Annotated in this window: 13 protein-coding genes; 5 read left to right on the forward strand and 8 right to left on the reverse strand. The window is 53.3% G+C overall.

The features are described 5' to 3' along the window. Positions 1–14: 14 nt before the first annotated feature. Positions 15–1,163, reverse strand: coding sequence for a cyclopropane fatty acyl phospholipid synthase (cfa, locus tag PGS10_RS00160; protein ID WP_045392498.1), 1,149 nt, complete (start codon positions 1,161–1,163; stop codon positions 15–17). Between the two features lie 298 nt (positions 1,164–1,461). Continuing rightward, complete coding sequence (gene punC, locus PGS10_RS00165; protein ID WP_047042780.1) at positions 1,462–2,646, reverse strand: purine nucleoside transporter PunC; 1,185 nt, start codon at positions 2,644–2,646, stop codon at positions 1,462–1,464. A 112-nt stretch (positions 2,647–2,758) separates the two neighbouring features. Between punC and punR the strand changes: the two genes are divergently transcribed. After that, the gene (gene punR, locus PGS10_RS00170) at positions 2,759–3,670 is read left to right on the forward strand and encodes a DNA-binding transcriptional activator PunR (protein WP_047077699.1); all 912 of its coding nucleotides are present in this window, start codon (positions 2,759–2,761) and stop codon (positions 3,668–3,670) included. Positions 3,671–3,690: 20 nt separating this feature from the next. Here the strand turns inward: punR and purR are convergent, their stop codons facing one another. Next, entirely contained in the window at positions 3,691–4,716 is a 1,026-nt protein-coding gene (gene purR / locus PGS10_RS00175) for an HTH-type transcriptional repressor PurR (protein ID WP_015366884.1), read from the reverse strand. Positions 4,717–5,011: 295 nt separating this feature from the next. Between purR and PGS10_RS00180 the strand changes: the two genes are divergently transcribed. Together PGS10_RS00180 and PGS10_RS00185 are read left to right on the forward strand one after the other, a co-directional pair. Beyond that, positions 5,012–5,101, forward strand: a complete 90-nt coding sequence (locus PGS10_RS00180; protein WP_032705726.1) for a YnhF family membrane protein — start codon at positions 5,012–5,014, stop codon at positions 5,099–5,101. 159 nt (positions 5,102–5,260) lie between these two features. Beyond that, the gene (locus tag PGS10_RS00185; RefSeq protein WP_015366882.1) at positions 5,261–6,427 is read left to right on the forward strand and encodes an MFS transporter; all 1,167 of its coding nucleotides are present in this window, start codon (positions 5,261–5,263) and stop codon (positions 6,425–6,427) included. A 50-nt stretch (positions 6,428–6,477) separates the two neighbouring features. Here PGS10_RS00185 and sodB read toward each other — a convergent pair whose 3' ends face one another. Beyond that, entirely contained in the window at positions 6,478–7,059 is a 582-nt protein-coding gene (gene sodB, locus PGS10_RS00190) for a superoxide dismutase [Fe] (protein WP_015366881.1), read from the reverse strand. 478 nt (positions 7,060–7,537) lie between these two features. On the opposite strand from sodB, the gene PGS10_RS00195 reads away from it, so the two are divergent. Further along, the gene (locus PGS10_RS00195) at positions 7,538–7,993 is read left to right on the forward strand and encodes a helix-turn-helix domain-containing protein (RefSeq protein WP_047077700.1); all 456 of its coding nucleotides are present in this window, start codon (positions 7,538–7,540) and stop codon (positions 7,991–7,993) included. Here PGS10_RS00195 and PGS10_RS00200 read toward each other — a convergent pair. Continuing rightward, positions 7,990–8,865, reverse strand: coding sequence for a C40 family peptidase (locus PGS10_RS00200; protein WP_047077701.1), 876 nt, complete (start codon positions 8,863–8,865; stop codon positions 7,990–7,992). The two genes, PGS10_RS00195 and PGS10_RS00200, sit on opposite strands and share 4 nt — an antisense overlap. A gap of 339 nt (positions 8,866–9,204) precedes the next feature. Between PGS10_RS00200 and PGS10_RS00205 the strand changes: the two genes are divergently transcribed. After that, positions 9,205–9,552, forward strand: a complete 348-nt coding sequence (locus tag PGS10_RS00205) for a Grx4 family monothiol glutaredoxin (protein ID WP_045392486.1) — start codon at positions 9,205–9,207, stop codon at positions 9,550–9,552. A 52-nt stretch (positions 9,553–9,604) separates the two neighbouring features. On the opposite strand, the gene rnt is transcribed toward PGS10_RS00205, so the two are convergent. From rnt to PGS10_RS00220, 3 genes are all read right to left on the reverse strand, one after another. Beyond that, the gene (rnt, locus tag PGS10_RS00210; protein ID WP_045392483.1) at positions 9,605–10,249 is read right to left on the reverse strand and encodes a ribonuclease T; all 645 of its coding nucleotides are present in this window, start codon (positions 10,247–10,249) and stop codon (positions 9,605–9,607) included. Between the two features lie 266 nt (positions 10,250–10,515). Next, the gene (gloA, locus tag PGS10_RS00215; RefSeq protein ID WP_045373539.1) at positions 10,516–10,923 is read right to left on the reverse strand and encodes a lactoylglutathione lyase; all 408 of its coding nucleotides are present in this window, start codon (positions 10,921–10,923) and stop codon (positions 10,516–10,518) included. 79 nt (positions 10,924–11,002) lie between these two features. Continuing rightward, complete coding sequence (locus tag PGS10_RS00220) at positions 11,003–12,100, reverse strand: alkene reductase (protein WP_045392480.1); 1,098 nt, start codon at positions 12,098–12,100, stop codon at positions 11,003–11,005. Positions 12,101–12,106: the final 6 nt, after the last annotated feature.

The following is a 12,106-nucleotide window of genomic DNA, read 5'->3' on the forward strand; positions in this document are numbered from 1 at the left end:
TTTTTTTAGCGAGTCTAGCGGGCTACGCGCAGGCCGTGTTCAACACCACGCGAGAAGACGACCTGCCAGAGCTGAATATCGCGGGCGCGGAAGGCACCGGCGCAGGCATTCAGATAATAGGTAAACATGCGTTTGAAACGGTCCGAATAGTTATCGGCAATATCCGGCCAACTGGCAAGGAAACGCTCGTACCAGGCCATCAAGGTGGTGTCATAATCGGCGCCAAAGTTATGCCAATCTTCCATCACAAAATGCTTCTCGCTGGCATCGGCGATATGGCGTACCGACGGCAGGCAACCGTTAGGGAATATATATTTATTAATCCACGGATCGACGTTGTGATCGGTAATTTTTGAGCCAATGGTGTGCAGCAGAAAACGACCGTTTGGTTTTAAATTACGATCGACAACTTCAAAATAAGTGGCGTAATTTTTAGGCCCTACGTGCTCGAACATCCCGACGGAGACGATGCGGTCAAAACTTTCGTGGAGATCGCGATAGTCCTGCAGCAGAATATTGACATCTAATCCCGCGCAACGCTCTTGCGCCATTTTTTGTTGTTCAGCCGAAATGGTCACGCCCGTCACGCTGACGTTATAGTTTTTGGCCATGTAATAGGCCAACCCACCCCAACCGCAACCGATATCCAGCACTTTCATTCCCGGCTCAAGCTGCAGTTTGCGACAAATAAGATCTAATTTATCCTGCTGCGCCTGCTCCAGATTTTCGGCCTCTTTCCAGTATCCGCAGGAATATTGCATATAGGGATCGAGCATGCGGTGGAAAAGGTCGTTGCCTAAATCGTAGTGTTCTTTACCAACAATCCAGGCGCGTTTTTTGCTTTGCAGATTGAACAGACGAGCGCCAGCGATACGTAGCGTATCTTTGAAGTGGCGGGGGAGTTGCTTATCCAGCCCGGCGCGCAATACCTTGTGAAAGAATATATCCAGGCGTTCGCATTCCCACCAGCCGTCCATATAGCTTTCGCCTAATCCGAGAGACCCTTCCTGTAACACGCGTTTAAAAAAGAGCGGGTTTTTTACCCGGATATCGGAGGGTGCGGAACCATTGATTTCAATTCCGGCACGGCCCAATAATTCAGCTGCAATCCGGTACCAATCATCGTTTGGTACACTTACTTCTTCTATACACGATGAACTCATAGCTTCTCCATCACGCCCAAGTGATCAGAACCTTAAAACAGCGTAGACGCTTTTTTGGCTTTGTGAGAAATCTCACGAAAAAATCGTGAGGGTGCTATCCGACGTAGAACAGAGGAAGGGAGATAACCCTTGCCGAAAGGCCTTCCATGGTTAAACGGGCTGCGTCCTGCCCCCGTTAATATCTAAAAAACTTTCTATTTATGTGATGCCGGATCCAGTATAGGCCGCTAAAAACCGCCTTTCAATAAAAATATATTAGCAGGCTAATGACTGGTCCGGGATATCCTTTAAAAATTCATCAAGCGTGAGATGATTCACTCACTAACTGTACGCGTCGTTGCTGCATCCAGAAACCGATGCCTGCCAGGACGATGGAAATCAGCATCACGCTGGTGGTGGTCAGAAGCGGAGTGGCGATAAGGCTTGAGACCAGCAGGCTTGCCAGGAAGCACAGGCCAAGCTGCAGCGTATTCTGCAGGGCGGCGGCGCGGCCGGTCGCCTGTGGAAAAGGTTTCAGCGCCTGGGCGACAACGATAGGGTAAATGCCGCCATTCACAATCGCCATAATGCAAAACGGAACCATTAACGCAACCAGCGACGGATGATCCTGTATTCCGGCAAGCCAGGTCGCGGCTACGCTCAGCGAAAAAACAACCAGCAGCCAGGGCAGCATCTGATGACCCTGCCATTTTTGCAGCGCCGCGCGGCAGCCGTAACCGCCGATCAGGAAGGCGATAGTTTGCGGCACGTAGCTAAGACCAATCACCGTCGGACCATAGCCCATTTCATGGAGGATAAATGGCGAACCGGTGAGCCAGGCGAAGAAGCTGGCGGAACACGCCGCATAAATGAGCACGTTACCGCTATATTCACGTGAACGCAGCAGGGACATAAAGGTAAGTTTCTGCTGGGTTTCGCCAGCAGGTTTGACGACCGCCTTCAGACGAAAAGCCGGTAGCATCAACAGTATGGTGATAGCGAACAGGGTGGCGAAGATAGCCTGCCATTCCAGATGGACTAACAGCCAACTGCCGAGTAACGGCGCCAGCGCCGGAGAGAGCCCGACCAGCGGCATGATCGTCGCGAAAATGCGGTTGGTGCGCTGGGCCGGATAGTAGTCGGTCACCATCGCCTGCCAGGTCACCGCGGCGGCGCATACGCCAATCGCCTGGACAAAACGCAGTACCAGCATCAGCGTCGCATCGCGTACCCACAGCATCCCAAGGCAGCCAAGAGCGAAGATAGCCAGCCCGGCGAGCAGAATCGGTTTCCGACCATAGCGGTCCGACAGCGGCCCCCAGAACAGCTGGCCGATCGCGAAGCCCGCGAGGAATAAGCTCAGGCTGGCGCTAACCGATGCGGCAGAGGTGTTGAGGTCTTGCTGAATGGCGGCAAAGGCCGGTAGATACATGTCGGTGGCCAGAAAGCCAAGCACGCTCAGGCCGCCCAGCCACACTAAAAATCCTTTCCCAGGTTGTTGCATAACGTTCTCTTTCTACTGATGCAGGTACGATGCCGCAGAGTGTAGGGAGTGTAATCCGCCTTGTGAAACGCTATTATTTGTCACATGCATTCAAAAATTTTGCAGGCAGAATATGTGGTCTGAATATTCCTTAGAAGTGGTTGATGCTGTGGCGCGTAACGGGAGTTTCAGCGCCGCGGCGCAGGAGTTGCACCGTGTACCTTCGGCGGTGAGCTACACGGTGCGACAACTGGAGGAGTGGCTTGCGGTTCCGCTTTTTGAACGTCGCCATCGTGATGTTGAATTGACCCCCGCCGGGCACTGGTTTTTGCAGGAAGGACGTTCTGTTATCAAAAAAATGCAGATCACCCGCCAGCAGTGCCAGCAGATTGCTAACGGCTGGCGTGGCCAGCTGTCGATTGCGGTGGACGATATCGTTAAACCGGCGCGGATGCGCCAGATGATCGTTGATTTTTATCGCCATTTTAGCGATGTCGAACTGATCGTTTTTCAGGAAGTTTTCAACGGCGTCTGGGATGCGTTAGCCGATGGGCGGGTAGAATTAGCTATTGGCGCGACGCGTTCGATTCCGGTGGGCGGGCGCTACGCTTTCCGCGATATGGGGATGCTGAACTGGCACTGTGTCGTCGCCAGCAGCCATCCGCTGGCGCAGATGGAAGGGCCGCTCAGCGATGACGTGTTGCGCAACTGGCCGTCCCTGGTGCGCGAAGATACCTCACGTTCGCTGCCGAAGCGCACAACCTGGCTGCTGGATAACCAGAAGCGGGTGGTGGTGCCGGATTGGGAATCTTCAGCCACCTGTCTTTCGGCAGGATTGTGCGTCGGGATGGTGCCTGGCCACTTTGCCCGCCCGCATATCGATAGCGGGGAGTGGACGGCTTTGACGCTGGAAAACCCATTCCCGGATGCCGCCTGCTGCCTGACCTGGCAACAAAGCGATACCTCACCCGCTTTGAGCTGGCTACTTGACTATCTTGGCGACAGCGAAACGTTGAATCGGGAGTGGTTGCGGGCGCCGGAATAACCGGCGCCGGGGGGAGGGCGTTAGCGGCGATAATCGACGAACGGGCCGTCGGCAACCGAGCGGCGCTCGATAAGACGCGGATGTACCTCGATGGACTGCGACTCTTCACGTTTATTAACAATGCGATCGAGCAGCATATTGAATGCCGCTTCCCCGAGCGAGTCCTTTGGCTGATGTATAGTGGTCAGCGCCGGGCTGAAGTAGCGGGCGTTACGCACGTTATCATAGCCGATCAGCGAAATGTCCTGCGGTACGCGCAGGCCCATTTCGTCGGCGGCGCAGATAGCGCCCATCGCCATGATGTCGCCGCCGCAGAACACGGCGGTTGGGCGGTGCTGCTGATTGAGGATCTGCTGCATGGCGCGGTAGCCGGATTCCGGTTCAAAGTCGCCCTGAACAATCCAGTTTTCCGGCACATTGATATGCGCTTCTTTCATCGCCTGCATGAAGCCTGCCAGGCGTCCGGCACCGGTGTTACGCTCAAGCGGGCCCGGAATAACGCCAATTTCGCGGTGGCCGCGTTCAATCAGGTAACGGCCGGCGATATAGCCGCCTTCAAAGGCATTATCGATAACCGAGTCGGTAAAGTCCGCTTTGGCTTCGCCCCAGTCCATCACCACCATCGGGATATGACGATACTCTTCAAGCATACTGAGTACGGACTCCGGGTACTCGGAACACATCACCAGCAGGCCGTCAACGCGCTTTTGCGCCATCATAGACAAGTAGGCGCGCTGTTTTTCCGGATCGTTCCAGGCGTTGCCCAGAATCAGGGTATAGCCTTTCTGGAAGCAGCTTTTTTCTACGGATTCGATAATTTCAGCGAAATAGGCCGCTTCGCTACTGGTGGCCAGCAGACCGATCGATTTAGTGTGATTGACTTTCAGGCTGCGAGCCACGGCGCTTGGCGAATAGTGGAGTTCTTTAATTGCCGCCCACACCGCATTGCGCGTCTCTTCCGCAACGAAACGGGTTTTGTTAATCACATGTGACACAGTTGTAGTGGAAACGTTTGCGCGTTTCGCTACATCTTTAATAGTTGCCATTACTTCTCACTCCAGACCTTGACCTGATCGTCTGATTATCGATACGTAAACGTTTGCCTATACACACCCTGTATACAATGATCAACATTGCAACACCTGGGAAAACGACACAGAACGACAGGAAGGGGTCAATGGCCGATACGCTTTCAAATTAGCGTGGGATTTTGTCCTATCTCGCGGCAAAGGGGAAGAGCAAAAATGTGCATCACTCTAAATCCGGGAAGATTTTTGCATATTTTTGTGCAAAAATGAGCAAGCTCACTTTCTATGTGGGGATAATCAGGGGAGAAAATTGATGGACACAAATTTAAAGTTTTCGCTGACAACGACGGTTATTGTTCTGGGTCTGATCGTCGCCGCCGCGTTGACCGCGGTACTGCACTGATTCCAGCAGGGAGGGGGCTTCCCCTCCCATCCCGCCATTATTAGCAGATCTGCAAAAATCTTTTGTCATTTCGTTTACTTCTGTTTTTCTGTGATTGATGTCATGCTTTTGGCTTCTGATGTAATGCCGTGTCCTGAATCGGCCTGATGGAGTCTCTGAATGAAAATCAACTTTCCCTTACTCGCGTTGGCGATCGGTGCCTTTGGTATCGGTACCACCGAGTTTTCCCCGATGGGATTACTGCCGGTTATCGCCAAAGGCGTAGATGTTTCTATTCCGGCCGCGGGGATGCTGATTAGCGCCTATGCCATTGGCGTGATGGTTGGCGCGCCGTTAATGACGTTACTGCTGTCGCATCGCGCTCGCCGCAATGCATTGATCTTCCTGATGGGGATCTTCACCCTCGGCAACGTGCTCTCTTCTATTGCGCCGGATTACACGACGCTACTGCTGTCGCGCATTATCACCAGCCTCAATCATGGCGCGTTCTTTGGCCTTGGCTCGGTCGTTGCCGCAAGCGTGGTGCCAAAACACAAACAGGCCAGCGCGGTCGCGACCATGTTTATGGGGCTGACCATTGCCAATATCGGCGGCGTACCGGCTGCCACCTGGCTTGGTGAAACCATCGGCTGGCGAATGTCGTTCCTGGCCACGGCGGGTCTGGGGTTAATTGCGATGGTAAGCCTGTGGTTCTCCCTGCCGAAAGGTAGCGCCGGCGAGCGTCCGAACGTGAAGCGCGAGCTGTCGGTATTAATGCGGCCTCAGGTACTCTCTGCGCTGTTGACCACCGTGCTGGGCGCCGGGGCAATGTTCACGCTGTATACCTACATTTCTCCGGTACTGCATACCATCACCAACGCTTCACCGCTGTTTGTTACCGCCATGTTGGTATTAATCGGCGTCGGTTTCTCGCTTGGCAACTATCTGGGCGGTAAGTTTGCCGACCGTTCAGTCTCCGGCACTTTGAAAGGATTCCTGTTGTTGTTGATTGCCATCATGTTGGCTATTCCGCTGCTGGCGCAATCGCAACTGGGTGCTGCCGTCAGCATGGTCGTGTGGGGCGCGGCAACCTTCGCGGTGGTTCCGCCGCTGCAGATGCGGGTAATGCGCGTAGCGCACGAAGCGCCGGGTCTGTCATCATCGGTGAATATTGGCGCTTTCAACCTCGGTAACGCGTTGGGCGCGGCGGCGGGCGGCGCGGTGATATCCGGCGGTCTCGGGTATGCTTTTGTGCCGGTGATGGGGGCGATTATTGCCGGGCTGGCGTTGGCGGTGGTGCTGTTTGGCGGGCGTTCTCAACCAGAAGAAGCATTAGCGAATAACTAAGTCGCACTAAGAAAAAACCGCAGCGGGGTAACCCTGCTGCGGTTTTGTTTTTATGCTGCCAGGTTAGCGGCAACAAATTTCCAGTTTACCAGCGCCCAGAAGTGTTCCAGATAATTAGGACGGGCATTGCGGTAGTCGATGTAGTAGGCGTGTTCCCAGACATCAACGGTCAGCAGCGGCGTCGCATCGGTAGTCAGCGGAGTGCCGGCGTTGCTGGTGGAGACGATAGCCAGGCTGCCGTCTGCGTTTTTAACAAGCCAGGTCCAGCCTGCGCCGAAGTTTTTTGCCGCGGCATCGGTGAATTTCGCTTTAAAATCAGCGAAGCTACCGAAAGATTTGTTAATCGCTGCGGCCAGTTCGCCTTCCGGCTCACCGCCGGCGTTCGGCGCCAGGCAGTTCCAGTAGAAAGTGTGGTTCCAGACCTGCGCTGCGTTATTGAAGACGCCGCCTTCAGAAGAGCGAACGATCTCTTCCAGAGATTTGCCTTCAAAAGCGGTGCCTTTGATCAGGTTGTTGAGGTTGGTCACGTAGGCCTGGTGATGCTTACCGTAATGGTATTCCAGGGTTTCAGCGGAAATGTGCGGCGCCAGGGCGTCTTTTGCATATGGTAATGCAGGTAATTCGAACGACATTGCTACTCTCCTTATAACTTTTTGTTTTTTCTCACATTAATTAGGTGAAGATTCACCTGAATACAGTATTTACTGTGTAACGCTGTCGCGAGTGTTACATGTTATTGTGTTGAGAATGTTAACATTTGCTGAAGTCAGTTAAAAGACTTACAACAACAAAGGTTATTCATTGCTAACGCGACTGATTAAGCCTTCGCCAGTCTGGCGCATGGCGAGCGATATGATTCGCAAATTCCCCATCGACGCGCCTGCCTACGACTAAAACGCTTCGTATCTTCACCGCCTGTTATCTTTTTAGATCGCTATAAAACATTAGCTTGCGAGCATTATGCGTAATGGGAATGACTTTCATGCCCAATAATCATTAGGATTAATTTTAATTGTATGACAAATATAATTGTCTCTGCAGGCAACGGACCTCGGAGTAAGAAATCGTTATTGAACAAGCATAAAGCTCATAATTGATGGATGAAAAGAGATGGCGCACAAACATGAAATGGTCAGTGAACATATCATTCCGATCGTCATAGATATTATCGAATGGATCGAAGACAACATTTTTACCGCGCTCCCCGTTACCGCGATCTCGCGAAAATCGGGTTATTCGCACTGGTATTTTCAGCGTCAGTTCGCGCTGATTACCGGTTATACGCTGGGAACATATGTGAGCCGACGCAAAATGACCATTGCCGCCGGCATTCTCAAACAGACGAAGGATTCGGCGCTGAGTATCTCATTGCTGCTCGGGTTTGAAGGCCAGGCGACATTCTGCCGTACTTTCCGTCGTCATTTTGGTATGTCGCCGACCAGTTATCGCCGTCACCCCGCGCTACTGGAGGAACGTATGCAGTATCCGCTGAATCTGCAAGAGGAGGGGAATGTACAGCAGAACGGTATGCCGCCGCAGCGGCAAACCGGGATCGGCGTTTCTTAACGAATGGTTTTTGGCGTCATCACGCGGCGCGCGCCGACGTAGTGGCGAACCCAGTAATCTTCGCTTAAAGAGGTTATCTGGATGTCACGGCCGGTACGCGGCGACTGGATAAACTTTCCGTTTCCAACGTAAACGCCAACGTGGTCGGCGGTGCCGCGTCCGCGGGTGCGGAAGAAGACCAGGTCGCCGCTTTGCAGTTCATCGCGGTCAACCGGGCGGGCATCGCGCAGGTGATACATTTCGTTAGCGGTGCGCGGAATATGAATTTTAACCAGATCTTTATAGGCGTAATAAACCAGCCCGCTACAGTCAAAACCGGTGCGCGGAGAGGAGCCTCCCCAGCGGTAAGGCTTGCCTAGCTGATCCATGAGTTTATTCATCGCGGTGCTTTGCGCTTTTTGCACCCGGGCTTTGTGCGCATCGGCAATCGTCAGATTCGGTTCATCGGCAACAGGTTTACAGCGCTTTTTGTAGCCTTTACGCACCACGCATTTGCTTTTTACGCTGTTTAACGCCAGCGTCGTTGCTTCGCTGGAGGTTACCGTTTTCGCACACTGCTTTTTATAACCTTTGCGCAACACGCATTTTTTGCTGGCGCCGGCGGCTTGACGATTAAGTGCGGTTTGGCTTGCTGCGGTAGTACGGGTAGGGTGCTTTGCGCTTGAGGTTTTTTTACGGGTAGTTTTAGCGGTGGATTTAGATTTATTCTGTGCCGCTTTCTTCTTACGCTCGGCGGTGGAGCCTTTCGCCGGATGCGCCTTCGGCGTAGCCGAAGCGTGCGTATGCCCTGAAGCATGCGCCAATGGCGTAAGCGAGATAGATGTAAACAGTAATGCACAGAGCGATATCGCGATTTTATTGAGCCGCGCCACTGAGCAATCCCCTGATTAAATTACAGACATATACCAATGCCTGACGGTGAATGACAAACCGGAATGATTCTAAAGCATAAAAAGCCAGAAAGTTAATACTCTTTTGTATCTAAAATGTCGTTTGGTTAACGATTGCAAAAAAATAAGTCAGAGAATCGCCGACCCGTACAGAAAGTGCGCAATTCGCCTCGCGGCGGCGTTACAAAGTGATATTTTTAAGGCAACTTCAGACGACAGAAGATAAAATGTGGTGAGTGAAAAAAATGTTATTATCGGTCCTGCGTCCAGGACGCTACAATGACAAATTACTGCCGTAAAGATGTTTAAGGAAGCACGACAATGAGCACCACTTTAGAAACGATCCAACGTCAAATCGCTGAAAACCCAATTCTGCTGTACATGAAAGGCTCTCCGAAACTGCCGAGCTGCGGTTTCTCCGCTCAGGCAGTGCAGGCGCTTTCCGCTTGCGGCGAACGTTTTGCCTACGTAGACATTCTGCAGAACCCGGATATTCGCGCTGAACTGCCGAAATACGCTAACTGGCCGACCTTCCCGCAGCTGTGGGTTGACGGCGAACTGGTTGGCGGTTGCGACATCATCATCGAAATGTATCAGCGCGGCGAACTGCAGCAGCTGATTAAAGAAACGGCTGCCAAGCACAGCGCTGACGAGCCGAAAGCAGAGTAATTCTTCGCTGCAAAGAAAAAGCGACTTCCCCGGAAGTCGCTTTTTTTATGGCTTATGCTTCGATCGGCGCTAGCGGCCAGCCGCCAAGGCGCTTCCAGCGGTTGACGATTTCGCAGAATAGCTGGGCGGTTTGCTCGGTATCGTACAACGCGGAATGGGCCTTGCTGCCGTCAAACTCCATTCCTGCGGCGATGCAGGCTTTAGATAATACGGTTTGCCCTAAGGCCAGCCCGCTCAGCGCGGCGGTATCGAAGGTCACGAAAGGGTGGAACGGATTGCGTTTCAACCCGGCGCGCTCGGCGGCGGCCATCGTGAAGCTGTGATCGAAAGTCGCGTTATGCGCCACCATTATCGCCCGGCTGCAATCGCTCTCTTTCATCCCTTTGCGGACCATCTTAAAAATAGCGTGCAGCGCATCGTATTCGCTTATCGCGCCGCGTTCAGGATCGTTTGGGTTAATTCCATTGAAAGCCAGCGCTTCTGGCTGCAGGTTGGCCCCTTCGAAGGGAGCCACGTGAAAATGCAGCGTTTCGTCCGGCATTAGCCAGCCCTGCTCATCCATCTTCAACGTAATAGCGGCGATCTCCAGCAGGGCGTCGGTTTTGGCATTAAACCCGGCGGTCTCAACATCAATCACCACTGGGTAAAAACCGCGAAAACGGCCGCACAGACCATTAAGTTGAGCGTTCTCGGACATCAGATTCTCTTAGCTGGAAAAAAGTAGCGCGCATTATGGCAAATTTTGCCGCGGCTTGCAGCAGGAAGGGAGAAAACATCGGGCGCGAACGCGCCCGATGAAATTGATGATAAACGTCATGCAATCAGTGGGATTTCAGATTGCATTAGACAAATAACAAGGAAAATCAATTTATTGATTTTCGGCTGATAACCACAAAGAAGGAAAAACCACGCTGTTTCCTTCTTTGTCAGCAGCCTGACGGGCGCGAATGCGCCCGAATTAACTTAGTTGCCGAGACCTTTTCCGGCATCTTTCTCTTCGATCAGCTCAATTTTGTAGCCGTCCGGATCTTCAACAAAAGCGATAACCGTGCTGCCGCCTTTCACCGGACCTGCCTCGCGAGTGACATTGCCGCCGTTCTGACGAATACGTTCGCAGGCTTCCGCCGCGTTATCGACGCTCAGCGCAATGTGGCCATAGGCGGTACCGAGCTCGTAGCTATCAACGCCCCAGTTATAGGTCAGTTCGATAACCGCGGTATCGCTCTCTTCGCCGTAGCCGACGAAAGCCAGCGAGTATTTGTACTCAGGGTTTTCGCTGGTACGCAGCAGCTTCATGCCCAGCACGTTGGTATAAAACTCAATAGAACGTTGCAGGTCGCCAACGCGCAGCATGGTGTGAAGTAAGCGCATAATTTCCCCTATGCAGTTTGTTTTGATACATCAGAGTCTTGAGTATAGCGGCGATGGTACGCCGCTATCAATGGAGGGATTACAGGGTTGGATAATCGGTATAACCTTCCGCGCCGCCGCCGTAGAAGCTTTCCGGGCGCTGCGGGTTCAGCGCCGCTTTCTTCTGCAGACGCGCCACCAGATCCGGGTTGGCGATGTAATCGCGGCCAAAGGCCACGGCATCGATCAGTCCTTTATTGATAAGGTCGTTGGCTTTCTCCACCGTGTAGGCGCCAGCACCGATAATCGCGCCCGGGAAACGATCGCGAACTTTCTGGCGGAATTCGTCGCTATACGGTTGACCGCCGGCCCAGTCTGGTTCGGACATATGCAGATAAGCGATACCGCGTTTCGCCAGTTGCTCAATAAGATAGAGCGCATCGGCTTCTTCGTTCGGGCCGTTATCGACGTTCTGGAAACTACCGATTGGCGACACGCGAATGCCGATACGGTCGGCGCTCCACTCTTTGCTGACGGCATCGACCACTTCCAGCACCAGACGAGCGCGGTTTTCAACGCTACCGCCGTACTGGTCGGTACGCTGGTTAGAAGAAGGCGACAGGAACTGGTGCAGCAGATAACCGTGCGCGGAGTGCAGCTCTACCAGATCGAAACCCACATCGCGGGCATTGCCTACCGCCTGACGGAAGTCATCAACGATGCCTGGGATTTCGTCCGTTTCCAGCGCGCGCGGCATCGATGTATCGACGCGAATGGCATGACCGTTTTCATCACGCAGCGAAGTACGCGTGCCTGCGCTCAGCGCCGATGGCGCAACCGGCGCGGCGCCGCCTGGCTGCAGACTGTTATGAGAAATACGCCCGGTGTGCCACAGTTGCACGGCGATATGACCATTTTCAGCATGAACGCCAGCGGTGATTTTTTGCCATGCGGCCATTTGCTCTGGGCTATGCAGGCCCGGCGCGCCGGCATAGCCTTTCGCCTGGGCGGAAATTTGCGTCGCTTCGGTGATAATCAGGCCGGAGCTGGCGCGCTGACGATAGTACTCAGCCATCAGCGGAGTAGGGATATCGCCAGGTTCGATGCTGCGCAGACGGGTCAGCGGAGCCATAAATACGCGGTTAGGTACGGTCACCGCACCGACTTTTAACGGGCTGAACAATTTAGATTCTGACATAATGAC

Source organism: Klebsiella sp. 141153 (genome assembly GCF_032601995.1).
In the GTDB taxonomy this organism is placed as follows: domain Bacteria; phylum Pseudomonadota; class Gammaproteobacteria; order Enterobacterales; family Enterobacteriaceae; genus Klebsiella; species Klebsiella aerogenes.

Bases quoted from the DNA above. Each gene is read 5' to 3' on its own strand.
- cfa (WP_045392498.1), bottom strand. From the start codon at position 1,163: ATGAGTTCATCGTGTATAGAAGAAGTAAGTGTACCAAACGATGATTGG.
- punC (WP_047042780.1), bottom strand. From the start codon at position 2,646: ATGCAACAACCTGGGAAAGGATTTTTAGTGTGGCTGGGCGGCCTGAGC.
- punR (WP_047077699.1), top strand. From the start codon at position 2,759: ATGTGGTCTGAATATTCCTTAGAAGTGGTTGATGCTGTGGCGCGTAAC.
- purR (WP_015366884.1), bottom strand. From the start codon at position 4,716: ATGGCAACTATTAAAGATGTAGCGAAACGCGCAAACGTTTCCACTACA.
- PGS10_RS00180 (WP_032705726.1), top strand. From the start codon at position 5,012: ATGGACACAAATTTAAAGTTTTCGCTGACAACGACGGTTATTGTTCTG.
- PGS10_RS00185 (WP_015366882.1), top strand. From the start codon at position 5,261: ATGAAAATCAACTTTCCCTTACTCGCGTTGGCGATCGGTGCCTTTGGT.
- sodB (WP_015366881.1), bottom strand. From the start codon at position 7,059: ATGTCGTTCGAATTACCTGCATTACCATATGCAAAAGACGCCCTGGCG.
- PGS10_RS00195 (WP_047077700.1), top strand. From the start codon at position 7,538: ATGGCGCACAAACATGAAATGGTCAGTGAACATATCATTCCGATCGTC.
- PGS10_RS00205 (WP_045392486.1), top strand. From the start codon at position 9,205: ATGAGCACCACTTTAGAAACGATCCAACGTCAAATCGCTGAAAACCCA.
- rnt (WP_045392483.1), bottom strand. From the start codon at position 10,249: ATGTCCGAGAACGCTCAACTTAATGGTCTGTGCGGCCGTTTTCGCGGT.
- gloA (WP_045373539.1), bottom strand. From the start codon at position 10,923: ATGCGCTTACTTCACACCATGCTGCGCGTTGGCGACCTGCAACGTTCT.
- PGS10_RS00220 (WP_045392480.1), bottom strand. From the start codon at position 12,100: ATGTCAGAATCTAAATTGTTCAGCCCGTTAAAAGTCGGTGCGGTGACC.